Raw genomic sequence first — 23,769 nt, 5'->3', positions numbered from 1 at the left:
GGGTAAAATTCTTGAGGTCACATGGGACCCTTCCTACGTTCAGCTCATATTCAGGTCAAACCCAGCGCAATCGTCGAAATAGCCACCATTGTCCGAGCGCCACCGAGACCATCAGCAGGCAGGCAATCACAAATCCGTAGGGGCTGGAAGAGAACGGAATCCCCCCCACATTGATCCCCAGCAGGCCGGTCAGAAAGCTCATCGGCAGGAAGATCCCGGTGATGATCCCGAAGCGGTACATGGTGCGGTTCATGCGCACGCTCAAGCGCCGGTCTTCGGTCTCAAGCACAAGCCCCACGCGCTCCCGGGTCAATTCGAGCTCTTCCAGGTAGCGGGTCAGGCTGTTGTTCAATTCGTTCCAGTAGTCGGCATCGTCATCACAAAACCACGGCAATTTGATCCGCGTCAGCTGGGCAAAAATATCCCGCTGCGGGAACAGGAAACGCTTGAGCCCGGCCGCTCGCCGACGGATCTGCAAAACGCTGCCATGCTCCGGAGTATACCGTTCGTCGGCATCCAGTTTTTCTTCCTCGATATCGACGATTTCAGACAGGTCCGAGACCAGGTCCTGCACTTTATGGGTGAGGTACTGCGCCATATAAAGGATGAGTTCGGATGCGGTCTTGGGCCCGGTGCCCTCCTCCAGTTGCACCAGCAATTCATCGGTGGCACGCAGCGGGCGCAAACGCAGGGAGATCACACGGCTGGCTGCGGCAAAAATACGCACCGAGACCATGTCCTCAGGCTCCGCGCCCGGGTTGAGGTTGACCCCACGCAGGAACAGCAGCAATTCGGCGTCCGGCAGCGGCAACAGGCGCGGCCGGGTGTTCTCTTCCAGCAGCAGGTCACAGGCGAATTCGCTCAAGCCGCTGGAGGTGCGCAACCAGGTCTGGGTCTGGGGATGGCTGCGGTCCCAATGCAGCCACAGGCTTTCCTGGGGCTGCATGTGTAAATCGTCGAGCTCAGTCCGGGCAATCGAACGCGCACCGCCTTTACCGTCCAGCACCAGGGCATGCACCAGCCCCCATTGCGCGTTTTCTTCCTCGAACATCCTCACCCCGTTGGCTATTGCGGTTTATTCAGGCATTTTCAGCGGGCTGGGCGACACAATCACGCCATTATTGTCGGCGTAGATGTATTCACCCGGGCGAAACGTCACACCCGCAAAGGTGACCGCCACGTTCAAGTCGCCAATACCGCGCTTGTCGGTCTTCATCGGATGGCTGGCCAGGGCCTGCACCCCCAGGTCGGTCTGGGCGATCACGTCGACATCCCGGATGCAGCCATAGATCACCAGGCCTTCCCAACCGTTTTTCGCGGCTTTTTCGGCGATCATGTCGCCCAGCAGCGCACGGCGCAGCGAACCACCACCGTCGACCACCAATACCTTGCCGGTACCTGGCTGGTCGGCCTGTTCCTTGACCAGAGAGTTATCTTCGAAGCATTTAATGGTGACAATCTCGCCGCCAAAGGAGTCTCGACCGCCGAAGTTGCTGAACATCGGCTCGACCACCTGCACCAGTTCCGGGTAGGCGTCGCACAAGTCGGGGGTCACGTAATGGTTCATTGAAAAAATTCCTTTCTGTCAAAGAAGAGTCTTTCGAAAGAAGCGTCAGCCTGGGCCGGTGCGCAACATCCCATCCGCTTCGTCGCAACGCAATAACCACTGCGCGACTGAATATGACCAGAAGCGATTAACGCGTCATATCTTAGCCGCAACCACACACGAGCGAAACGCCCTTGGCAGAGCGCTGCGTCAAACTACGACCAAAGCCTCAGGCCTGGCACCCAGCGAGGGTGTCAGCGGATCTTTCAACCATTGCTCCACCAGCGGCCACACCTCGATCTGGGCGGGTTTGCTGACCAGCATTTCCACATGCCCGAAGTCCCCGGTAAAACCTTGCTGGCGTCCCAGGCACAGGTATTGGCGGTGCTCGGAGCCGACTTGCTCGAACAGCTTGCGGCACGCCCAATCCGGGTCCTGCCGGTCGCCCGCGGCACTGACGGCCAGCAGCGGTACGTCCACATCGGCCAGGCCTTTCCACCAGTCCTGCTTGCCATCGCCAAAGCGTCCAAACAGGCCATTCCAGCGCATGGCCTCAATCATCACACCAGCCGGTTCATCCTCCGGGCCACGCTTGAGCCGAGCGCCAGAGACCTGGCCAAAACGTTTCAAGAACAAGCGGCCGGTCCACTCCACCGGTGGAATTTTCAATGGCCAGTGGGTGCGACTCACCTGGCAGCCAAACAAGGCCACCGAGGCCACTGCCGGCGCTCCCAGGTGCTTCCCCCCCAAGGCCGCTGCCAGGGTAGTGGCGCCGAGGGAATGGCCGACCCAGTGCGGAACCTGCGCACTTTGCTCGCGCACAAACGCGCCGATCGCCGGCAAATCGTAGCGGGCATAGTCGGCAACGCGGTTGCGGGCGTACTGTTGGTTGCGCCGGGACAGCCCATGCCCGCGCATTTCCGGGATCCACACGTCGAATCCCTGGCGCGCCAAATAGGCCCCCAGGCCAATGCCCTTGGGCGAATACCAAAAGCGTCGATTGGAAAAACTGCCATGCAACAAGATAACCGGAATGCCCCGGTTTTCCGGGACATCGGCCAGGCCCAACCGGGTGACGGCCAGCTCGACGGTGCCGTCGGGACTGTTACCGGGTTTGAGTCGATACACATCTTCACTCAGGTCGCCACGACGTTCAGCGCTGATCAGGGCGACGGGAAACAGGTTGCTGCTGCTTTGCATAATGCTCTTGCACAAAAAAGGGCGGCGTCCGGAAGGAGTTCCGCCCTGTACAGATAAGAATGCCGGCCAACCTGACGATTGACCGGCACTTTTGACGCGTCGACCTTAGGCGGACGCTTGGCCTTCCGCCAGGAAGAACCAGGTTTCCAGCACCGAATCGGGGTTCAGCGAGACGCTTTCGATGCCCTGCTCCATCAACCATTTGGCCAGGTCAGGGTGGTCGGAAGGGCCTTGGCCGCAGATACCGATGTACTTGCCAGCCTTGTTACAAGCCTGGATGGCGTTGGCCAGCAGCTTCTTGACCGCCGGGTTACGCTCGTCGAACAGGTGCGCGATGATCCCGGAGTCGCGGTCCAGGCCCAAGGTCAGCTGGGTCAGGTCGTTGGAGCCGATGGAGAAGCCGTCGAAGAACTCGAGGAACTCTTCGGCCAGGATGGCGTTGGACGGCAGTTCGCACATCATGATGACGCGCAGGCCGTTCTCACCACGGGACAGGCCGTTTTCGGCCAGCAAATCCACAACCTGGCTCGCTTCACCCAGGGTGCGTACGAACGGCACCATGATTTCAACGTTGGTCAGGCCCATCTCGTTGCGCACGCGCTTGAGGGCGCGGCATTCAAGCTCGAAGCAATCACGGAACGCTTCGCTGATGTAACGCGAGGCACCGCGGAAGCCCAGCATCGGGTTTTCTTCTTCCGGCTCGTAGAGCTTGCCGCCGATCAGGTTGGCGTATTCGTTGGACTTGAAGTCCGACAGGCGCACGATGACCTTTTTCGGGTAGAACGCAGCCGCCAGGGTGCTGATGCCTTCCACCAGCTTCTCGACATAGAAGCCCACCGGGTCGTTGTAGCCGGCGATGCGTTTGTCGACGCTGTCCTTGATGTCCTGTGGCAGGCCGTCGTAGTTCAGCAGGGCCTTGGGGTGCACGCCGATCATGCGGTTGATGATGAACTCCAGGCGGGCCAGCCCCACGCCGGCGTTCGGCAACTGCGCGAAGTCGAAGGCACGGTCCGGGTTACCGACGTTCATCATGATCTTGAACGGCAGGTCCGGCATGGCGTCGATGGAGTTTTGCTTGATGTCGAAGCCCAACTCGCCTTCGAAGATGAAGCCGGTGTCGCCTTCGGCGCAGGAAACGGTCACGCCCTGGCCATCTTTGAGCAACTGGGTCGCATTGCCGCAGCCCACGACCGCCGGGATCCCCAGTTCACGGGCGATGATCGCCGCGTGGCAGGTACGCCCGCCACGGTTGGTGACGATAGCGCTGGCGCGCTTCATCACCGGCTCCCAGTCCGGGTCGGTCATGTCGGAGACCAGCACGTCGCCGGGCTGGACTTTGTCCATTTCGGACACGTCCTTGATGATCCGCACCTTGCCGGCGCCAATGCGCTGGCCAATGGCTCGGCCTTCCACCAGCACGGTGCCGGTTTCCTTGAGCAGGTAGCGCTCCATGACATTGGCCGAAGTGCGGCTCTTCACGGTCTCGGGACGCGCCTGCACGATATACAGCTTGCCGTCATCACCGTCCTTGGCCCACTCGATGTCCATCGGGCACTGGTAGTGCTTCTCGATGATCATCGCCTGCTTGGCCAGTTCGCTGACTTCAGCGTCGGTCAGGCAGAAACGCGCGCGCTCGGCCTTGTCCACATCAACGGTTTTCACCGAGCGACCGGCCTTGGCCTCGTCGCCGTAGATCATCTTGATGGCCTTGCTGCCCAGGTTGCGGCGCAGGATGGCCGGGCGACCCGCTTCGAGGGTGCCCTTGTGTACGTAGAATTCATCGGGGTTGACCGCACCTTGTACGACGGTCTCACCCAGGCCGTAGGCGCCGGTGATAAACACCACGTCACGGAAGCCCGACTCGGTATCGAGGGTGAACATCACGCCGGCGGTGCCGGTTTCAGAACGCACCATGCGCTGCACACCGGCAGACAGGGCCACCAGCTTATGGTCGAAACCCTGGTGGACCCGGTAGGAAATGGCACGGTCGTTGAACAGCGAGGCAAACACTTCCTTGGCCGCGCGGATCACGTTTTCCACGCCGCGGATGTTGAGGAAGGTTTCCTGCTGGCCGGCGAAGGAGGCGTCGGGCAAGTCTTCGGCGGTGGCCGAGGAACGCACGGCGACGGCCATGTCCGGGTTGCCGGCCGACAGGGTGGCGAAGGCCGTACGGATTTCTTCGTTGAGCTTCTCGGGGAACTCGGCTTCCATGATCCATTGACGGATCTGGGCGCCGGTCTTGGCCAGGGCGTTGACGTCATCGACGTCCAGGGCATCCAGCGCGGCGTGGATCTGGGCGTTGAGACCGCTCAGTTCGAGGAAATCGCGGTAAGCCTGGGCAGTGGTGGCAAAACCACCGGGCACCGAGACACCAGCGCCTGCAAGATTACTGATCATCTCGCCGAGGGATGCGTTCTTGCCCCCTACGTGCTCTACATCATGGACGCCGAGCTTATCGAGGGAAACTACGTACTCTACCAAGGTGATCTCTCCACTTTCTGTGTTGGAAAAGCTCAGGACGCCGGCTGCTCAGTAGGAGCATTCGCCAGCGCTTGTGGCCTGGACCTGGAAAATAAGTGAGAATGCGGCCCACTGCGGGACGGCAAAATCGCGCCTATCATATCCAAGATTCGCCATCAGCTTAAGGCCCAGGGCTCAAATGAAACGATCTGCTTTCTTTATTTCCGACGGCACCGGCATTACAGCCGAAACCCTGGGTCAGAGCCTGCTCGCGCAGTTCGAAAACATTACCTTCGCCAAATTCACGCGGCCCTATATCGACAACGTGGATAAAGCGCGGGCCATGGTACAACAAATCAATCTGGCGGCAGAAAAAGACGGCTTTCGGCCGATCATTTTCGACACCATCGTCAATCAAGACATCCGTGAGATCCTCGCAACCTCCAATGGTTTCATGATCGATATTTTCTCGACCTTCCTGGCGCCGCTGGAACAGGAGTTGAGCGAACACTCCTCTTATTCGGTCGGAAAGTCCCATTCCATTGGGCATAACTCCAATTACATGGAGCGTATCGAGGCGGTGAACTTCGCCCTCGACAACGATGACGGCGCCCGTACCCACTACTACGACAAGGCCGATCTGATTCTGGTCGGCGTGTCCCGCTGCGGCAAAACGCCCACCTGTCTGTACATGGCGATGCAATTCGGTATCCGTGCGGCCAACTACCCGTTGACCGAGGACGACATGGAGCACCTGACGTTGCCGGCCGCCCTGCGCGCGCATTCACATAAGCTCTTCGGCCTGACCATCGACCCGGACCGCCTCACGGCCATTCGCAACGAGCGCAAGCCCAACAGCCGCTACTCCAGCTATGCCCAGTGCGAATTCGAAGTGCGTGAAGTGGAAAATCTGTTCCGTCGCGAGAATATTGCGCATATCAATTCCACGCATTTTTCGGTGGAGGAGATTTCGGCGAAGATTCTGGTGGAGAAAGGCGTCGAGCGACGCTTCAAATAATGCATTGAGACGCTGCTTAACGGTGGTGAACGGGCTTGTTGTGGCGAGCGGGCTTGCCACAACAAGCCCGCTCGCCACAAAGAAGCCCGCTCCCCCCAACAACGCCCCTCGCTACAGGTGGAACCGCCCACCGCCCTGCCCCAACGCCGTCGCCAACGCATCGAACCCGGCCCGCAACAACTGATCATCGCCGGACGTATTGCAGATACTCGCTCGAATAAACTGCGGCACAGCCGTTTGCCCGACGGCGAACGCTTCGGCGGTGGCGATCAGGTAATTGTTCTGCTTGAGCTCTGCCTCGATTTCCGACGCGCGCCAGGGCTCTGGGACTTCAATCCAGAAATGCGGGCTATTGAGATGAGTGCGGTATTCCAGCCCGGCCAACAGGTCGCGCACCAGCGCTTTGCGCCGGCTGATCTCGTTGATCTGCTGGCGCAGCAGGTATTCCGCAGTGCCGTTTTCGATCCATTGGGTGGCCAGTTCCAGGGTCACGGGGGTGGCCATCCAGCAGGTCGAGCGCAAGGCCGCCGAGATACGGCTGACCAGCGCCGGTGGCGCGTGCACATAGCCCACGCGTAAACCGGCCGACACCGCCTTGCTCAGGCTGCTGATCAAAATCGTACGCTCAGGCGCGAAATAGCTGAGAGGCGGCGGCCGATCTTCTACCAGCACGCCGTGGGCTTCATCTTCAAGAATCAGCAGGTTGTGCTCGCGGCACACTTTGACCAAAGCCTCGCGACGTGCGACCGACAAGACCGCCGTCGTAGGATTCTGGATGGTCGGCGTGCAATACAACGCCGAAACCCGGTGATTACGACAGACTTCATCCAGCGCTCCCGGCAGTACGCCCTCTTCATCCATCTCCAGGCCGATCAGACGCACACCCAGCATGCGCGCGGCGGTGATCAGGCCAGGGTAGGTCAACTGTTCGGTGACCACCGTATCGCCTGCACGCAACAGCGCCATCATCGCGCACAACAACCCATGCTGGCCGCCGTTGACGCAGATGACCTGTTCGGGAATCGGATGGAAATCGCGCTGCACCAGCCATTGCGCACCGGCTTCACGGTAACGCGGCAGGCCGGCGTCAGGGGTGTAGGCGCTGATGTCCTGGAGGAACTTGGCATTGGTCGACAGGGTTTGGAAGCTCTGGGCCAGGAATACCGTCTCCTGCCCCGGGATATGCATGTTGCGGCTCATATCAAAGTACTGCCGCGGCTCTTCGCTGAAGTTACGAAAGCCTTCATCACGCTGTCGCTCCATCCCACGCTTGCGCACGAACGTGCCGTCACCGACCCGCGCCACCACCAGGCCGAGGCGTTCGAGTTCGCCGTAGGCCCGGCTGATAGTGCCGATAGTCACGCCCAGATTGTCGGAAAGCACCCGGTGGGGCGGTAGTTTTCGTCCCGGTTCAATCAAGCCTTCGAGGATACCCCGTTCCATGACATCGGACAGGCGCTTGTACTTGACGCCCTGCCCGTTGGATAACCCCTCACGCATAATTGACACCATGTCAATATTTGTTTTGACAGTCATCTTTCGCCCTAATAGTGTGCTTTTACGGGTTCAATCAGCCAAAAAAATAACTCATTACAAGTTCAATATAGAGTTCAATTCCGGCTCAGGGAAGCAATAAACGATGCCAATGTCCGCCGTTCTCGAAAACACTGCAAAAACAAAAACTCAAAAACAGTGGTTGGCCGGCCTGGTGACCAGTGTGATGTTTCTCATCGTGTGCCTGAGTTGGGGCACTACCTGGCTGGGCATCAAGATCGCGGTGGAGAGCGTGCCGCCGCTGACCTCCGCCGGCCTGCGCTTCCTTATCGCCTTCCCGCTGTTCCTGTGTTTCGCCATGGTGCGCCGTGAGCCGATCCTGTTCCCCAGGGAAAGCCGCTGGTTCTTCGTGTTCGTGACCCTGTCCTACTTCAGCGTGCCCTATTACCTGCTCAACTACGGTGAGATGCATGTGTCGTCCGGCCTCACCGCCCTGCTGTTCAGCTGCATGCCGGTGTTCATCCTGATTTTTTCCGCACTGTTCCTGCGCGAACGCATCTATTTTTCCCAAGTGGTCGGCATCGGTATCGGCTTCGGCAGCCTGTACATGATCATCAAGAGCCAGGGCCTGCACCTGGACCACGCCGAGTTCTTCGGGGTGCTGGCGATTCTGAGCGCCGCGATCATGCATGCCCTGTGCTACGTCATTACCAAGCAGAAAGGCAGCGCCATCAGCGTGATCACCTACAACACGCTGCCCATCGGGATTGCCGGGCTGATGCTGTTCGTCGCCGGGCTGTGGTTTGAAGCGCCGACCTTCGAAGCCATCACCCTGCGCTCCTGGAGCGCCCTGTTCTACCTGGGGCTGGTTGCCTCGGTGGGTGGGTTCATCGTGTATTTCATGCTGCTCAAGCGCCTGAGCCCGATCATCCTGTCATTCGTGTTCATCATCTTCCCGGTGTTCGCGGTGATCATCGGCGCCTGGTACGAAGGCGTGACGATTTCCCGCGACTTGATGCTGTACTCGGCCATCCTGCTGGCCGGCTTTGCGATCACCAAGTTGCCCATTGAAAAACTCATGGCCAAGAAAAATTGACCCTCCCGGCCCTCACACAGAAACGCGAGAGAAACATGGCCGTCCTTCGCCCAGAAGCCCTCGAACAGATCTACGCCCACGCCAGCCGCAGCTACCCCGAGGAATGCTGTGGGTTCGTCTTCGCCGATGGCAGCGTGTACCTGGGCAGCAATATCCAGAATGAGCTGCACCGCAAGAACCCCGAGATGTATCCGCGCAGCGCGGCCAACGGCTACACGTTCTCGGTAGCCGACACCCTGCTGATGAACAAGGCGTTTCGCAGCGACAACCCGGTGGTGGTGATCTACCACTCCCACCCGGACGTCGGCGCCTACTTCAGTGACGAAGACCAGGACAAGGCGCTGTTCCTGGGCGAGCCGATCTACCCCGTCAGCTACCTGGTGGTGGATGTTCGCCGAGGCCAGGCCCTGGGATCAAAGCTGTTTGCCTGGGATGGCAAGCATTTCGCCCTTCAACCCTTCAACGACCTGCACACGGAGTTGTCCATGAACGCTGTCTCTTTCCCCGACATTCTGGTTCGCGTGGCCAAGCTGCCGGAATCGACCCTCGAGGGCGCCGGATCGACATTGCGCGAAGTCATTGAAAGCCTCTGCGACAGCCACCCCCAGCTGCGCACGCACCTGTTTCACGAAAAGAACAACCAGCTCAAGGAGCACTTCCTGTTCACCGCCGAGGAAGCGCTGATCGACGCCGATGACCGGTTGCCGGAAAAGGCCAGGATCGAAGTCCTGCTCGCCACGTCCGGCGGCATGGATGTCGACACCCTGAGTAATGAGGAAGTACAGCGCTACGTTCGCCATATCACCCTGCCCGGCGTTGGGCGCGAAGGCCAGTTGAACCTGAAGAAAGCCAAGGTGCTGATCATCGGCACCGGTGGCCTGGGCTCGCCCATCAGCCTGTACCTGGCGGCGGCCGGCGTCGGCACCCTGGGCCTGGTGGATTTCGATGTGGTGGAAAGCAGCAACCTGCAACGCCAGATCGTGCATGGCAACAGTACCCTCGGCATGCCCAAGGTCGAATCTGCCAAGCAGCGCTTGCAGGACCTCAACCGCCATATCCAGATCAACGCCCACGACACCGCGCTGAATGCCGATAACGCCCTGGAACTGGTGGGTGCCTACGACCTGGTCATTGATGGCACCGACAACTTCGACACCCGCTACCTGGTCAACGATGCCTGCGTGCAACTGGGCAAACCCTTGGTATACGGGGCGATCTACCGTTTCGACGGGCAGATCAGCGTGCTCAACTATAAAGGAGGCCCGTGCTACCGCTGCCTGTTCCCCAAGGCTCCGCCGGCGGAACTGGCGCCCAACTGCAGCGCCGGCGGGGTTATCGGCGTACTGCCGGGCGTGGTTGGGATGATCCAGGCCACCGAAGCCATCAAGCTCTTGATCGGCCTGGGCGAGCCCTTGTCTGGCCGCTTGATGCGCTTCGACGCGCTGGCGATGAAATTCAGCGAAATCCGTTTCAAGCGCCGCGCCGACTGCCCGTGCTGCTCTGACCTGCGCCACAGCGAAACCCAGGCACCGACCGTGTGCGCAGATGCCGTGCCCAGCCAACCGTCCCTGGCCGAAGAGCGCTACATCAAGCCGCGCGTACTCAAGCAGGTACTCGAACACCACAGCAGCGCCGACGTGCTGCTGGATGTGCGCGATGCCAGCGAACTCGAGGTGTGCAAATTACCGGGGGTGGTGCATATCCCCCTGGCCGAGCTGGATGGCCAACTCGGTCGCCTCAGCCGGAACAACACCCATTACCTGATCTGCTACGCCGGCACCCGCGCCGAACAAGCGGCCAGCACACTGCTGGCGGCCGGTTTTGCCAACACCAAAGTCCTGCAAGGTGGCATGAAGCACTGGGTTCGCGATGTCGAACCCGACATGCCTTTGTACTGACCGTCGATTTGGGATGATGAGCTGATGTTGCATAACTCCATACTCGACGCCATCGGCCATACGCCGATCGTGCGCCTGGCGCAGTTTTCCGAAGACCTCGGCATCGAGGTCTACGCCAAGCTGGAATCGCTCAACCCCGGCGGCAGCCACAAGGCGCGCATCGCCCTGGGCATGATCCTCGACGCCGAACGCCGGGGCGTGCTGATCCGCGACTCCGGGCAAACCATCATCGAACCCAGCGGTGGCAACACCGGCATCGGCCTGGTGATGGCGGGCAACGTGCTGGGCTACAAAGTAGTGCTGGTGATCCCGGATAACTACAGCCCCGAAAAACAGAAACTGCTACGCCTCTACGGCGCCAAGGTGGTGCTGTCGGACAGTCGCCTGGGCAACAATTCCCACGGTGAAAAGTGCATGGAACTGCAGCTGGAAAACCCCAGCTACGTGATGCTCAACCAGCAACGCAACGGCGCCAACCCGCAGACCCACCGCGACACCACCGCCCCGGAAATCCTGCGTGCCTTCGCTGACCGGCGTGTCGATTATTTTGTCAGCGGCATCGGTACCGGCGGCCATATCACCGGCATCGGTGAAACCCTCAAGGCCGCCTGGCCGGCCCTGCGCGTGATGGGCGTGGAGCCGGAGGAATGCGACCTGCTGAAAAACCAGCACGCGCCGCACCATATCCAGGGCCTGTCGATCGGGTTGATCCCGAGCATCCTCAACCTGGACGTGATCGACGGCATGCTCAAGGTCTCGCGCCAGGCATGCATCGACATGATGAAACGCATCATGCGCACCGACGCCATCAGCCTGGGCCTGTCCTCAGCCGCCAATATGGTGGCCATCGCCCAACTCGCCCCCGAACTACCGCCCGAAACGGTGGTGTTGACCATGGTCTACGACAATGCCGACAGCTACCTGCCCAGTTTCGAATAACCGGTTTTCCAACCATCCAGAATGCGGGGGTGCCTCCATGAGCGGCTTTATCGACATGCAACAGCTGCACGATGAGTTACTCACCCACCTCATCAAAACCCTCACGCCCACGCAGATGAAACAGCTGGAACCGCACCTGGCACCGCTGATCCAGAACGCCGCACAGGCGGTAGCCGAGGACCTGATCGCCTATGCCTACCGCGACCCGGCGTCGCGCGGGCGGGGCGAACTGATCCTGGAGTCCTATGCCTCGTTCAAGGCCGTGCTGTTTTATCGGCTTGCCCACCTGGTATGGAATTTCCCCGACCGGACCAACGGCGTGTTTTCGCGCATTGCCCTCAAGCTCAGCAACCAGGGCAAGATCCTTTCCGGCGCGGAGATTCACCCGGCTGCGCGCATCGGCCGGCGCTTTGTGCTGGACCACGGCTACGGCACGGTGATCGGCGAAACCTGCGAAATCGGCAACGACTGCTACATCCTCTGCGGCGTGACCTTGGGCGCCCGCGGCATCGCCAACAACCCGGACGGCAAGCGCCACCCGCGCCTGGGCAACAACGTCGAAGTCGGCTCCGGCGCCCGCGTACTGGGTTATGTGACGATCGGCGACAACGTGTTTATCAGCCCCTCGTGCGTGATTACCCAGGACGTGCCCGCCGGTACCAAGGTCAAAGTGGTGAACCAGATCCAGTTGCAAAAAAACGATGAATCGGACCACAGCAACTACCTCGGTGCCTTCGCCCTCGATGAGCGCCTGCACGTGGTCGGTGAGATCAGTACCAGCCACAAGGTCACCGTACTCGACGCCGACTTCCACCCCCTGCAAGGGCTGATGCTCGAACCCACGGTGAAGGAACGCCATCACCTGCAATTTCGCCTGCATCGCGTCGAAACGGCCGACCACCTGCCGCGCCTGCCATTGAACCTCAAAGTCTGCGGCCCGGAATTCGAAATCACTTTGCTCTCCCCCCCTGGCTTGAGCGCAATGGTGCGCCACTTGCTGCAAGCCAGCCCACTGATCGTCGGAGGATGAACATGTCCGTGCACACCATGGAAACCCTGGCGCTGTTTGATAGCGCGCCCTACCAGAACGCATTCAACGCCCGGGTGATTGCCGTCAGCGAGCACGGCATCGCCCTGGAGCACACGCTGTTCTACCCCACCGGCGGCGGGCAACCGGGTGACACTGGCCACTTCACCCTGGCGGATGGCACGCGCGTCGACATCACCGGTACCGTGCGCGACGCCGAAGCGCGCTCGATCATCTGGCATCAGGTGGAACATTGCCCCGAGCCATTGGTTGCCGGGGTGCAGGTGGAGGCCAACCTCGATTGGGAACGGCGCTACCAGCACATGAAGATGCACACCTGCCTGCACCTGCTGTGCTCGCTCATCGATGCCCCTGTGACCGGGTGCAGCATCAGTGCCGACAAGGGCCGCCTGGATTTCGACCTGCCGGAGATGACGCTGGACAAGGACAGCATCACCCGCGACCTCAACGCGCTGATCGCCCAGGCCCATGAGGTCAAGACCCTCTCGATGCCCGCCACGGAGTACGCCACCCTGCTGCAGATCACCCGCACCCAGGCGGTCGCGCCGCCGGTGATCCAGGGCTCGGTACGCGTGATTGAAATTGGCGGGATCGATATCCAACCGTGCGGCGGCACCCATGTGGCCAACACCGAGGAAATCGGCCGGGTGTTCTGCGAAAAGATCGAGAAGAAGAGCAAACACAACCGCCGCGTGATCCTGCGGTTTGAATAACAGCTGAGCGGCTGGGGTGCTCGCGCCCCAGTCTCAGTTCGTACAGGAAACTGACAGCAAAATTGACGCGCTTGTAACATTCAGAAACGTACAATTCCTCCAGCATCTTCTTGATGCCCCTGACTCATGAACAGCACCCGTGCTGTTCGGTAGGTCATTCGTGCAGCGGCTACGCTCACTCCCATTACGCCCACTCTGAACCTGAACGCTGCAGGACTGACTGCCTATGAACAAAGTGTTCCGTCACTACATCCCGGCGTCCACGCTACGTCTGCTCCCCAATCGCTGGGACCTGGTCGCCCTGCCGTTGGTCATCGGCTTTTTACTGTTTTTTTCCATCACCGCCCGGGAAACCTGGGCCCCCATCGCCACCCTACAAAGCGAAGTCATTTCCCTCGACCCGGCCAACCTGCCGGAATACGCCATGCGCACCACGCTGCGCATGCTCGCGGCAATGGCGGCGGCGCTGGTGTTCACCCTGCTGTACGGCACCCTCGCGGCCAAAAGCCGACGTGCCGAAAAGCTGCTGGTGCCGGTGCTGGACATCCTGCAATCGGTGCCGGTGCTCGGCTATATCTCGTTTACGGTGACGTTCTTCCTGCTGCTGTTTCCCGGGCGCGTGCTCGGCGCGGAGTTCGCCGCGATCTTTGCGATCTTCACCAGCCAGGCCTGGAACATGACGTTCAGTTTCTATCAGTCCCTGCGCATGCTTCCTCACGACCTGGTCGAAGTGTCCACCAACCTGCGGCTGTCCGGCTGGCAGAAGTTCTGGAAACTCGACGTGCCTTTCGCCATGCCGGGGATGGTCTGGAACATGATGATGAGCATGTCAGGCGGCTGGTTCTTCGTGGTTGCCTCCGAGGCCATCACGGTCGGCGACAAGACCATTACCCTGCCAGGCGTGGGGTCGTACCTGGCCCTGGCCATCGCCCAGAAAGACCTGCACGCCGTAGGCTATGTGATCCTGGCGATGATCGCGGTAATCCTGATCTACGACCAGTTCCTGTTTCGCCCGCTGGTGGCCTGGGCCGACAAGTTCCGGATGGAAACCACCGCCTCACAAGGCGTCGCCCCGCAATCCTGGGTGTTGAACCTGATCCAGCGCACACGCGTGGTCCAACGTATCCTGCGCCCGATAACCCGTACGATCAGCCGCCTGGGCAACAAACGCTTCGCCTTGCCGCGCGGCACGCTCAAGGCCATGCCCGCGGCCAGTGCCACGAGGTCCAAGGTGATCGACTGGGTATGGGGCTCAATGATCGCCCTGCTGACGGCCTACGCGCTGTACCACATCGTGCGCTATGTCGGCACCGAGGTGACCCTCGCCGAAGTCGGGCATGTAGTGGTACTGGGCCTGATTACCCTGCTGCGCGTCGTGGGGCTGATCCTGATCGCCTCGCTCATCTGGGTACCGCTGGGGGTGATGATCGGCCTACGACCAAAGCTGGCGGAAAAAATCCAGCCACTGGCGCAGTTCCTCGCGGCGTTCCCGGCCAACCTGCTGTTTCCGGTCTTTGTCATTGTGATCCTGCACTTCCACCTCAACCCGGACATCTGGCTGAGCCCACTGATCGTGCTCGGCACCCAGTGGTACATCCTGTTCAACGTGATCGCCGGCGCCAGTGCCTTTCCCAATGACTATAAGGAAGCCGCCGCCAACTTCCGCATTCGCGGCTGGCTGTGGTGGCGCAAGGTAATGTTGCCGGGCATCTTCCCGTACTACGTCACCGGCGCCATTACCGCCTCGGGCGGGGCATGGAACGCCAGCATCGTTTCCGAGTACGTATCCTGGGGCCAGGACAACGTGGTCGCCCATGGCCTGGGCGCCTATATCGCACAGACCACCGCGGCCGGCGACTTCCCGAAGATCGCCCTGGGCGTGGTGGTGATGTCGATCTTTGTGGTGGCTTTCAACCGCGCGGTCTGGCGACCGATGTACGCCATGGCTGAAAACAAACTCCGCTTGAACTGATGGGATTCGCTGTGATGACTACCCGCCCCGAACATGCTGCCGACACCCCGGAAATCTACTCGCTGAAAAACGTGAACCGGGTGTTCGGCAAAGGTAAGGATGAACTGCAAGTCCTCAGCGGTGTGGACCTGAGCCTGCACGAAGGCGAAATCGTCGGCATGCTCGGCCGCTCCGGCTCCGGCAAATCCACGCTGCTGCGCATCATCGCCGGGCTGATCCAGCCGTCATCGGGTGAAGTGCGCTACCACGGCGTACCGCTGACCGGCCCGGCCGAAGGCGTGGCCATGGTGTTCCAGACGTTTGCGCTGTTCCCCTGGCTGACCGTGCTGGAAAACGTGGAGGCCGGCCTGCAAGCCTTGCAAGTCGAACGCAAGGAAAGCCGCAGGCGCGCGCTGGCGGCGATTGACCTGATCGGCCTGGACGGTTTTGAAAACGCCTACCCACGCGAGTTGTCCGGCGGTATGCGCCAGCGCGTGGGCTTCGCCCGTGGCCTGGTGGTCAACCCGACCTTGTTGCTGATGGACGAACCGTTCTCGGCGCTGGATGTGCTCACCGCCGAAACCCTGCGCAACGACCTGCTGGATTTGTGGAGCGGCAAACAACTGCCGATCAAGTCAATCCTGATCGTGACGCACAACATCGAAGAGGCGGTGCTGATGTGCGACCGCATCCTGGTGCTGTCGTCCAACCCCGGCCGCGTGGTCGCCGAGATCAAAGTGCCGTTCGCGCACCCGCGCAATCGGCTGGACCCCACCTTCCGCCAAATGGTCGACGACATCTACGCCCTGATGACCGACAGGCGCAGCGCCGATGCGAGCCGGGGCATACCCGAGCTGAAAATGGGTAGCCTGCTGCCGGAAGTGTCCACCAACCTGATGGCCGGCCTGATCGAAACCCTGGCCGCCGAACCCTACAACGGTCATGCCGGTTTGCCGACCGTCGCCGAACGGCGCTTGCTGGAAGTGGACGACCTGTTCCCGGTGGCGGAGATGCTTGAACATTTGGGTTTCGCCGAACTCAAGGGCGCCGACATCACGCTTACCGATGCTGGCAAGCTGTTCGCCAACTACGGCACCCAGGAACGCAAAACCCTGTTCGCCGAGCATTTGATTCAACACGTGCCGTTGGCCGCGCGCATTCACCAGGTGCTGCTGGAGCGCAGCGGGCATCGGGCGCCACGGGTGCGCTTCGAACAGGAGTTGGAAGACTCGATGACGGAAGCGTTCGTGGAGAAAACCCTGGAAAGCGTGGTGGCCTGGGGGCGGTATGCGGAGATTTTCTCCTATGACGACCATACCGAGACGTTCAGCCTGGATGATGTCGAAGGCAGTATGTAACTTTCAACTCCAGCACAATTCCAAATGTGGGAGGGGCGGTGCGACGATTCGACTTGCCCCCGATAGCAGTGTGTCAGCCAATACATCGGGTGCTGACATACCGCCATCGGGGGCAAGTCGAATCGTCGCACCGCCCCTCCCACATTTGATCTCCTGTGTTAGTGGGATCTCCTGTGTGACTGGGATCTCCTGTGTTTTTTAGATCACAAACAGGTCCACGAACCGATTGACCGGCGTCGCTTCAAGCAGCGCCTGGTCTTTGCACAATGCAAAAATCTCCGCGCTGCGCTGCGCGGTAAACCGCGTGGCCAGGTTGGCCTTGAACTTGTCTTCCAGCAACGGAATGCCGTCTGCGCGGCGACGGCGATGGCCAATCGGGTACTCCACCGCCACCTGCTCGGTGTGGGTGCCATCCGTGAAGAACACCTGCACCGCATTGGCAATGGAGCGCTTGTCGGCCTCCAGGTATTCGCGGCTGTAGCGCGGGTCTTCGACGATGACCATTTTGTCGCGCAGTTCGTCGATGATCGGGTGGGCTGCGTGGAACTCATCTTCGTACTGCTCGGCCACCAGGTTGCCGAACGCCAGGGGCACCGCGGTCATGTATTGCAGGCAATGGTCGCGGTCGGCGGCGTTGGCCAGTGGGCCCACCTTGGAGATGATGCGAATCGCCGACTCATGGGTGGTGATCACGATGCGCTCGATCTGATGCAGGCGATCCTTGACCTGCGGGTGCAAGGTCACCGCCGCTTCGCAGGCGGTTTGCGCATGGAACTCGGCAGGGAAGCTGATCTTGAACAGCACGTTTTCCATCACATAAGTGCCGTAGGGCTGCGACAGGCTGAAGACGCGCTTGTCTTCGGGCTTGAGCGCCAGGTCCTTGTTGGTGTGGCTGAACAACACGTCGTAGAACCCCCACTGCGGCGCGCTCAGCACCCCGGGAATGCCCATCTCACCGCGCATGGCGATGTCGGCCAGGCGTACACCACGACTCGACGCATCTCCCGCCGCCCAGGATTTACGCGAACCGGCGTTGGGCGCATGGCGGTAAGTGCGCAAGGCCTGGCCGTCGACGAAGGCGTGGGACAGCGCTGCCAGCAGTTGTTCACGGTTGGCCCCCATCAGCTTGGCGGTGACCGCCGTGGAGGCGACTTTCACCAGCAGCACATGGTCGAGGCCGACGCGGTTGAAGGAGTTTTCCAAGGCAATCACGCCCTGGATTTCGTGGGCCATGATCATTGCGTCCAGCACCGCGCGCAGGGTCAGCGGTGCCTCACCATTGGCCACGCGCTTTTGCGAAAGATGATCGGCCACGGCGAGGATGCCGCCGAGGTTATCCGAGGGGTGCCCCCATTCGGCGGCGAGCCAGGTGTCGTTGTAGTCGAGCCAGCGCACGAGGCAACCGATGTCCCAGGCGGCCTTGACCGGATCCAGGCGGAACGACGTGCCCGGTACCCGCGCGCCGAACGGCACCACCGTGCCTTCGACGATGGGCCCCAGGTGCTTGGTGCACTCCGGGAAACGCAAGGCCAGCAGACCGCAGCCGAGGGTGTCCATCAGGCAATTGCGCGCGGTGTCCAGGGCGGCCGGGGAGTCGATGCGGTAGTTGAGGACGTAGTCGGCAATGTCCTGCAAAACCTGGTCGTAATCGGGGCGGTTGTTCTGGTCGACGTTGGTGCTCATGGCAGTACTCCGAAAATGGGTTGGGGTCAGTCCTCGGGCTTACGGTTATTGAAAGCAGGTCTTGGATGCCTGCCTTTTGGAATAGAGATCCTCTGTGGGAAGGGCTTACCCTAATGCCAGTTCACATCGCCTCTTGTAGGAGCGAGCTTGCTCGCGAAAAACGTCAACGATAACGCGTGCTTCCTGAATGAACGCGGCGCCTGTGAGTTTTTCGCGAGCAAGCTCGCTCCTACAAAAAGCCTCCTCCCACATTGGATCTGTGCAGGGTTTTAGAAGGCGTCGCCGGGTACGCGGACGAAACCTTCCATCAACACCCGCGCACTGCGGCTCATGATGGCTTTCTTCACCACCCACTCACCGTCCACCTGGGTGGCTTCAGCCCCCACGCGCAACGTGCCGGACGGATGCCCGAAGCGCACGGCATTACGCTCGATGCCGCCCGCGGCGAGGTTGACCAAGGTCCCGGAAATCGCCGCAGCCGTGCCAATCGCCACCGCTGCGGTGCCCATCATGGCGTGGTGCAGCTTGCCCATGGATAGGGCGCGCACCAACAGGTCCACATCGCCGGCCTTGATCGCCTTGCCGCTGGACGCCACGTAATCGGCAGGCTTAGCCACAAACGCCACCTTCGGCGTGTGCTGGCGCTGGGCGGCTTCGTCCAGGTGCTTGATCAGGCCCATGCGCAACGCGCCGTAGGCGCGCACCGTCTCGAACATCGCCAGGGCCTTGGGGTCGCTGTTGATCGCGCCCTGCAGCTCGGTGCCGGTGTAGCCAAGGTCTTCGGCGTTGATGAAAATCGTCGGGATGCCCGCGTTGATCAGCGTCGCCTTGAAGGTGCCGACACCCGGCACCTCCAGCTCGTCGACCAGGTTGCCGGTGGGAAACATCGAACCGCCGCCGCCCTCTTCTTCCGCCGCCGGGTCCATGAACTCCAGCTGCACTTCGGCGGCCGGGAAGGTCACGCCATCGAGCTCGAAATCACCGGTCTCCTGCACCGCGCCGTCGGTGATCGGCACATGGGCAATGATGGTCTTGCCGATATTGGCCTGCCACACCCGCACCACGGCAATGCCGTTGTGCGGTATGCGCGCCGGGTCGACCAGCCCGGCGCTGATAGCGAACGAGCCCACCGCCGCCGACAGGTTGCCGCAGTTGCCGCTCCAGTCGACAAAGGGCTTGTCGATGGAGACCTGGCCAAACAGGTAGTCCACGTCGTGATCGGCACGGGTGCTCTTGGCGAGAATCACGGTCTTGCTGGTGCTCGACGTGGCGCCGCCCATGCCATCGATCTGCTTGTCATAGGGGTCGGGGCTGCCGATCACCCGCAACAGCAAGGCATCGCGGGCGGCACCCGGCACCTGCGCCGATTCGGGCAGGTCCTGGAGCCTGAAAAACACGCCCTTGCTGGTACCGCCACGCATATAGGTGGCGGGGATCTTGATTTGCGCTACGTGTGCCATGGTTATCCTCTTCAGACGGTCGCCGCCGATTCCAGGAAGTCTTGGGCAAAACGTTGCAACACGCCGCCCGCCTCGTAGATCGACACTTCTTCGGCGGTGTCCAGACGGCAGGTCACCGGCACTTCGACACGTTCGCCATTCTTGCGATTGATCACCAGGGTCAACTGCGCGCGCGGGGTGCGCTCGCCGACCACGTCATAGGTTTCGCTGCCGTCGATGTGCAGGGTGTGGCGGTCGGTGCCCGGCAGGAACTCCAGCGGCAACACGCCCATGCCCACCAGGTTGGTGCGGTGGATGCGCTCGAAGCCTTCGGCGGCAATCGCTTCCACGCCAGCCAGGCGTACGCCCTTGGCCGCCCAGTCGCGGGACGAGCCCTGGCCGTAGTCGGCGCCGGCAATGATGATCAGCGGCTGCTTGCGCTCCATGTAGGTTTCGATGGCTTCCCACATGCGCGTGACCTTGCCTTCCGGCTCGATGCGCGCCAGGGAACCCTGTTTGACCTTGCCGTTCTCGACGACCATCTCGTTGAACAGTTTCGGGTTGGCAAACGTGGCGCGCTGCGCGGTCAGGTGGTCGCCACGGTGGGTCGCGTAGGAGTTGAAGTCGACCTCCGGCAGGCCCATTTTCGCCAGGTATTCGCCCGCGGCGCTGTCGAGCATGATCGCGTTGGACGGCGACAGGTGGTCCGTGGTGATGTTGTCCGGCAGCACCGCCAACGGGCGCATGCCCTTGAGTGGCCGCGCCCCGGCCAGTGCGCCTTCCCAGTACGGCGGACGGCGGATATAGGTGCTTTGCGGGCGCCAGTCATACAGCGGCGCGACTTTCGGGCCGGTGTCTTCGTGGATCGCGAACATCGGGATGTACACCGCGCGGAACTGCTCCGGCTTGACCGAGGCCTTGACCACTGCGTCGATCTCTTCGTCAGTCGGCCAGATGTCCTGCAGGCGGATTTCCTTGCCATTGGCATCGAGGCCCAGCACGTCCTTCTCGATATCGAAACGGATGGTGCCGGCAATCGCATAGGCCACCACCAGCGGCGGCGAAGCCAGGAACGCTTGCTTGGCGTACGGGTGGATACGCCCGTCGAAGTTGCGGTTGCCCGAGAGCACGGCGGTGGCGTACAGGTCGCGGTCGATGATTTCCTGCTGGATCACCGGGTCCAGTGCGCCAGACATGCCGTTGCAGGTGGTGCAGGCAAAGGCCACCACGCCAAAACCGAGTTTTTCCAGCTCATGGCCCAGGCCCGCTTCTTCGAGGTACATGGCCACGGTCTTCGAACCTGGTGCCAGGGACGACTTGACCCACGGCTTGCGTTTCAGCCCCAGCTTGTTGGCGTTGCGTGCCAGGAGGCCGGCGGCGATCACGTTGCGCGGGTTGCTGGTGTTGGTGCAGCTGGTAATGGCAGCGATGATCACCGCGCCGTCAGGCATTTGCCCCGGAACTTCATCCCACTGGCCGGAAATGCCCTTGGCGGCCAGGTCACGCGTGGCGACACGGGCGTGGGGGTTGCTCGGGCCGGCCATGTTGCGCACGACGCTGGACAGGTCGAAGGTCAGGCCGCGCTCGTATTTCGCGCTCTTGAGGTCGTCCGCCCACAGGCCGGTATGACGCGCGTACTGCTCGACCAGGGTGACCTGTTCGTCTTCGCGGCCGGTGAGTTTCAGGTAGGCGATGGTCTGCTGGTCGATGTAGAACATCGCCGCTGTCGCACCGTATTCCGGGGCCATGTTGGAGATGGTCGCGCGGTCGCCCAACGTCAGTTTCGATGCGCCTTCGCCGAAGAACTCCAACCAGGCACCGACCACTTTCTGTTGGCGCAGGAACTCGGTCAGCGCCAGCACCATGTCGGTGGCGGTGATGCCGGGTTGCAGCTTGCCCGTCAGCTCCACGCCGACGCTTTCCGGCAGGCGCATCCACGAGGCGCGGCCAAGCATGACGCTTTCGGCTTCGAGGCCGCCGACGCCGATGGCGATCACGCCCAGCGCATCCACATGCGGGGTGTGACTGTCGGTACCGACACAGGTATCCGGGAAGGCCACACCGTCACGCACCTGGATCACCGGGGACATTTTCTCCAGGTTGATCTGGTGCATGATGCCGTTGCCCGGCGGGATCACGTCGACGTTCTTGAAGGCTTTTTTGGTCCACTCGATAAAGTGGAAACGGTCTTCGTTGCGACGGTCTTCGATGGCGCGGTTTTTCTCGAACGCGTCCGGGTCGAAACCACCGGCTTCAACGGCCAGGGAGTGGTCGACGATCAGTTGCGTCGGCACCACCGGGTTGACCTGGGCCGGGTCGCCGCCTTGCAGGGCGATGGCATCGCGCAGGCCGGCGAGGTCGACCAGGGCAGTCTGGCCGAGGATGTCGTGGCATACCACGCGTGCCGGGAACCATGGGAAGTCGAGGTCGCGCTTGCGCTCGATCAGTTGGCTCAGGGACGCGTTGAGGGTGGCAGGGTCGCAGCGGCGCACCAGGTTTTCCGCGAGCACGCGTGAGGTGTAGGGCAAGGTGGCGTAGGCGCCTGGGCGGATGGCATCGACCGCCGCGCGGGCGTCGAAATAATCCAGGCGGCTGCCGGGGAGCGGTTTGCGGAATTCAGTGTTCATCGTCAGGACTCGGTCACGGTATAGGTTGCTGCGGGAACCTGCCTCCTGTAGGAGCGAGCTTGCTCGCGAAGGTCGTCAACGATAATGCGGGCATACTGAATGATCGCGATGCCTTGACGTTTTTCGCGAGCAAGCTCGCTCCTACAGAGAGCAGGATTACACCTGCAATTCAGCGACGTTCGATTGGCACGAACTTGCGCTGTTCAACGCCGACGTACTCGGCGCTTGGACGGATGATGCGGTTGTTGGCGCGCTGTTCGAACACGTGGGCGGCCCAGCCGGTCAGGCGCGAGCACACGAAGATCGGCGTGAACAGCTTGGTCGGGATGCCCATGAAGTGGTACGCCGAGGCATGGTAGAAGTCGGCGTTGGGGAACAGTTTCTTTTGTTCCCACATGGTCTTGTCGATGGCTTCGGACACTGGGAACAACACCGTGTCGCCCACTTCGTCAGCGAGCTTTTTCGACCAGCCCTTGATCACTTCATTGCGCGGGTCACTGTCTTTGTAGATCGCGTGGCCGAAGCCCATGATCTTGTCCTTGCGCGCCAGCATGCCGAGGGTGCCTTCGACTGCTTCCTCTGCCGAGCCGAAACGCTCGATCATTTCCATCGCCGCTTCGTTGGCGCCGCCGTGCAGCGGGCCGCGCAGCGAGCCAATCGCAGCGGTGACGCAGGAATACAGGTCAGACAGGGTCGACGCACACACCCGCGCGGTAAAGGTCGAGGCATTGAATTCGTGTTCGGCGTAGAGGATCAGCGACACGTTCATCACCTTGACGTGCAGCTCGCTCGGTTTTTTGCCATGCAGCAGGTGCAGGAAGTGGCCGCCGATGCTGGGCTCGTCGGTCACGCAGTCGATGCGCTTGCCGTCGTGGCTGAAGCGGTACCAGTAGCACATGATCGCCGGGAAGGCGGCGAGCAGGCGGTCGGTGACGTCGCGTTGCACGCTGAAGTCTTGCTCGGGCTCGATATTGCCGAGGAACGAGCAACCGGTGCGCATCACGTCCATCGGGTGGGCGTCGGCGGGGATGCGCTCCAGGACTTCCTTGAGCGCTTGCGGCAGGTCGCGCAGCTTGCTCAGCCTGGCGCTGTAGGCGGCCAGTTCGGTCTTGGTCGGCAGTTCGCCGTAGAGCAGCAGGTAGGCCACTTCTTCAAACTGCGCATCGGCCGCCAGTTCGCGCACGTCGTAGCCGCGATAGGTCAGGCCGGCACCGGCCTGCCCCACGGTGGACAACGCCGTCTGCCCGGCAACCTGGCCACGCAGGCCGGCGCCACTCAGTACTTTTGCTTCAGCCATGT

At 61.4% G+C, this 23,769-nt stretch carries 17 protein-coding genes; 8 read left to right on the top strand and 9 right to left on the bottom strand.

The genetic code is table 11. The features are described from left to right. Positions 1 to 55 precede the first annotated feature (55 nt). The 4 genes from AC1Q6I_RS03040 to ppsA form a co-directional block, all read right to left on the bottom strand. On the bottom strand, positions 56 to 1,051 hold the full coding sequence (locus AC1Q6I_RS03040; RefSeq protein ID WP_024076874.1) for a zinc transporter ZntB: 996 nt from the start codon (positions 1,049 to 1,051) through the stop codon (positions 56 to 58). Between the two features lie 24 nt (positions 1,052 to 1,075). Further along, positions 1,076 to 1,567, bottom strand: coding sequence for a ribonuclease E activity regulator RraA (rraA, locus tag AC1Q6I_RS03035; RefSeq protein ID WP_024076875.1), 492 nt, complete (start codon positions 1,565 to 1,567; stop codon positions 1,076 to 1,078). Between the two features lie 189 nt (positions 1,568 to 1,756). Next, positions 1,757 to 2,746 carry an alpha/beta fold hydrolase gene (locus tag AC1Q6I_RS03030; RefSeq protein WP_024076876.1) on the bottom strand — a complete coding sequence of 330 codons (990 nt, stop codon included), beginning with the start codon at positions 2,744 to 2,746 and terminating at the stop codon, positions 1,757 to 1,759. A 105-nt stretch (positions 2,747 to 2,851) separates the two neighbouring features. Further along, positions 2,852 to 5,227, bottom strand: coding sequence for a phosphoenolpyruvate synthase (ppsA, locus tag AC1Q6I_RS03025; RefSeq protein ID WP_024076877.1), 2,376 nt, complete (start codon positions 5,225 to 5,227; stop codon positions 2,852 to 2,854). 178 nt (positions 5,228 to 5,405) lie between these two features. Here ppsA and ppsR point away from each other — a divergent pair, with 178 nt between their 5' ends. After that, the gene (gene ppsR / locus AC1Q6I_RS03020) at positions 5,406 to 6,224 is read left to right on the top strand and encodes a posphoenolpyruvate synthetase regulatory kinase/phosphorylase PpsR (protein WP_024076878.1); all 819 of its coding nucleotides are present in this window, start codon (positions 5,406 to 5,408) and stop codon (positions 6,222 to 6,224) included. A gap of 111 nt (positions 6,225 to 6,335) precedes the next feature. On the opposite strand, the gene AC1Q6I_RS03015 is transcribed toward ppsR, so the two are convergent. Beyond that, positions 6,336 to 7,760 carry an aminotransferase-like domain-containing protein gene (locus AC1Q6I_RS03015; RefSeq protein ID WP_102625680.1) on the bottom strand — a complete coding sequence of 475 codons (1,425 nt, stop codon included), beginning with the start codon at positions 7,758 to 7,760 and terminating at the stop codon, positions 6,336 to 6,338. Positions 7,761 to 7,920: 160 nt separating this feature from the next. Between AC1Q6I_RS03015 and AC1Q6I_RS03010 the strand changes: the two genes are divergently transcribed. From AC1Q6I_RS03010 to AC1Q6I_RS02980, 7 genes are all read left to right on the top strand, one after another. Further along, positions 7,921 to 8,814 (top strand): DMT family transporter, encoded by an 894-nt coding sequence (locus tag AC1Q6I_RS03010; RefSeq protein WP_162163613.1) that lies wholly within the window; start codon positions 7,921 to 7,923, stop codon positions 8,812 to 8,814. 35 nt (positions 8,815 to 8,849) lie between these two features. Beyond that, positions 8,850 to 10,712, top strand: coding sequence for a molybdopterin-synthase adenylyltransferase MoeB (gene moeB / locus AC1Q6I_RS03005; RefSeq protein ID WP_024076881.1), 1,863 nt, complete (start codon positions 8,850 to 8,852; stop codon positions 10,710 to 10,712). A gap of 24 nt (positions 10,713 to 10,736) precedes the next feature. Beyond that, entirely contained in the window at positions 10,737 to 11,651 is a 915-nt protein-coding gene (locus AC1Q6I_RS03000; RefSeq protein WP_024076882.1) for a PLP-dependent cysteine synthase family protein, read from the top strand. 37 nt (positions 11,652 to 11,688) lie between these two features. After that, a complete protein-coding gene (locus AC1Q6I_RS02995; RefSeq protein WP_024076883.1) occupies positions 11,689 to 12,681 on the top strand; it encodes a serine O-acetyltransferase in 993 nt (330 codons plus the stop codon). Between the two features lie 2 nt (positions 12,682 to 12,683). Beyond that, the gene (locus AC1Q6I_RS02990; RefSeq protein ID WP_069076762.1) at positions 12,684 to 13,412 is read left to right on the top strand and encodes an alanyl-tRNA editing protein; all 729 of its coding nucleotides are present in this window, start codon (positions 12,684 to 12,686) and stop codon (positions 13,410 to 13,412) included. Between the two features lie 226 nt (positions 13,413 to 13,638). Further along, on the top strand, positions 13,639 to 15,384 hold the full coding sequence (locus tag AC1Q6I_RS02985) for an ABC transporter permease (protein ID WP_102625681.1): 1,746 nt from the start codon (positions 13,639 to 13,641) through the stop codon (positions 15,382 to 15,384). A 14-nt stretch (positions 15,385 to 15,398) separates the two neighbouring features. Continuing rightward, entirely contained in the window at positions 15,399 to 16,721 is a 1,323-nt protein-coding gene (locus AC1Q6I_RS02980) for an ABC transporter ATP-binding protein (RefSeq protein WP_041161281.1), read from the top strand. Positions 16,722 to 16,919: 198 nt separating this feature from the next. Here the strand turns inward: AC1Q6I_RS02980 and prpD are convergent, their stop codons facing one another. The 4 genes from prpD to prpC form a co-directional block, all read right to left on the bottom strand. Next, a complete protein-coding gene (prpD, locus tag AC1Q6I_RS02975) occupies positions 16,920 to 18,404 on the bottom strand; it encodes a 2-methylcitrate dehydratase (RefSeq protein WP_024076887.1) in 1,485 nt (494 codons plus the stop codon). A 269-nt stretch (positions 18,405 to 18,673) separates the two neighbouring features. Next, complete coding sequence (gene prpF / locus AC1Q6I_RS02970; protein ID WP_102625421.1) at positions 18,674 to 19,864, bottom strand: 2-methylaconitate cis-trans isomerase PrpF; 1,191 nt, start codon at positions 19,862 to 19,864, stop codon at positions 18,674 to 18,676. An 11-nt stretch (positions 19,865 to 19,875) separates the two neighbouring features. After that, positions 19,876 to 22,470, bottom strand: coding sequence for a Fe/S-dependent 2-methylisocitrate dehydratase AcnD (gene acnD / locus AC1Q6I_RS02965; RefSeq protein ID WP_102625420.1), 2,595 nt, complete (start codon positions 22,468 to 22,470; stop codon positions 19,876 to 19,878). A gap of 169 nt (positions 22,471 to 22,639) precedes the next feature. Continuing rightward, a complete protein-coding gene (gene prpC / locus AC1Q6I_RS02960; RefSeq protein WP_102625419.1) occupies positions 22,640 to 23,767 on the bottom strand; it encodes a bifunctional 2-methylcitrate synthase/citrate synthase in 1,128 nt (375 codons plus the stop codon). Between the last annotated feature and the right edge of the window lie 2 nt (positions 23,768 to 23,769).

Source organism: Pseudomonas sp. MPR-R2A5, assembly GCF_058793055.1.
This window is presented reverse-complemented; position numbering and strand designations above follow the sequence as displayed.

Bases quoted from the DNA above. Each gene is read 5' to 3' on its own strand.
- AC1Q6I_RS03040 (WP_024076874.1), bottom strand. From the start codon at position 1,051: ATGTTCGAGGAAGAAAACGCGCAATGGGGGCTGGTGCATGCCCTGGTG.
- rraA (WP_024076875.1), bottom strand. From the start codon at position 1,567: ATGAACCATTACGTGACCCCCGACTTGTGCGACGCCTACCCGGAACTG.
- AC1Q6I_RS03030 (WP_024076876.1), bottom strand. From the start codon at position 2,746: ATGCAAAGCAGCAGCAACCTGTTTCCCGTCGCCCTGATCAGCGCTGAA.
- ppsR (WP_024076878.1), top strand. From the start codon at position 5,406: ATGAAACGATCTGCTTTCTTTATTTCCGACGGCACCGGCATTACAGCC.
- AC1Q6I_RS03015 (WP_102625680.1), bottom strand. From the start codon at position 7,760: ATGACTGTCAAAACAAATATTGACATGGTGTCAATTATGCGTGAGGGG.
- moeB (WP_024076881.1), top strand. From the start codon at position 8,850: ATGGCCGTCCTTCGCCCAGAAGCCCTCGAACAGATCTACGCCCACGCC.
- AC1Q6I_RS03000 (WP_024076882.1), top strand. From the start codon at position 10,737: ATGTTGCATAACTCCATACTCGACGCCATCGGCCATACGCCGATCGTG.
- AC1Q6I_RS02995 (WP_024076883.1), top strand. From the start codon at position 11,689: ATGAGCGGCTTTATCGACATGCAACAGCTGCACGATGAGTTACTCACC.
- AC1Q6I_RS02990 (WP_069076762.1), top strand. From the start codon at position 12,684: ATGTCCGTGCACACCATGGAAACCCTGGCGCTGTTTGATAGCGCGCCC.
- AC1Q6I_RS02985 (WP_102625681.1), top strand. From the start codon at position 13,639: ATGAACAAAGTGTTCCGTCACTACATCCCGGCGTCCACGCTACGTCTG.
- AC1Q6I_RS02980 (WP_041161281.1), top strand. From the start codon at position 15,399: ATGACTACCCGCCCCGAACATGCTGCCGACACCCCGGAAATCTACTCG.
- prpD (WP_024076887.1), bottom strand. From the start codon at position 18,404: ATGAGCACCAACGTCGACCAGAACAACCGCCCCGATTACGACCAGGTT.
- prpF (WP_102625421.1), bottom strand. From the start codon at position 19,864: ATGGCACACGTAGCGCAAATCAAGATCCCCGCCACCTATATGCGTGGC.
- acnD (WP_102625420.1), bottom strand. From the start codon at position 22,470: ATGAACACTGAATTCCGCAAACCGCTCCCCGGCAGCCGCCTGGATTAT.
- prpC (WP_102625419.1), bottom strand. From the start codon at position 23,767: ATGGCTGAAGCAAAAGTACTGAGTGGCGCCGGCCTGCGTGGCCAGGTT.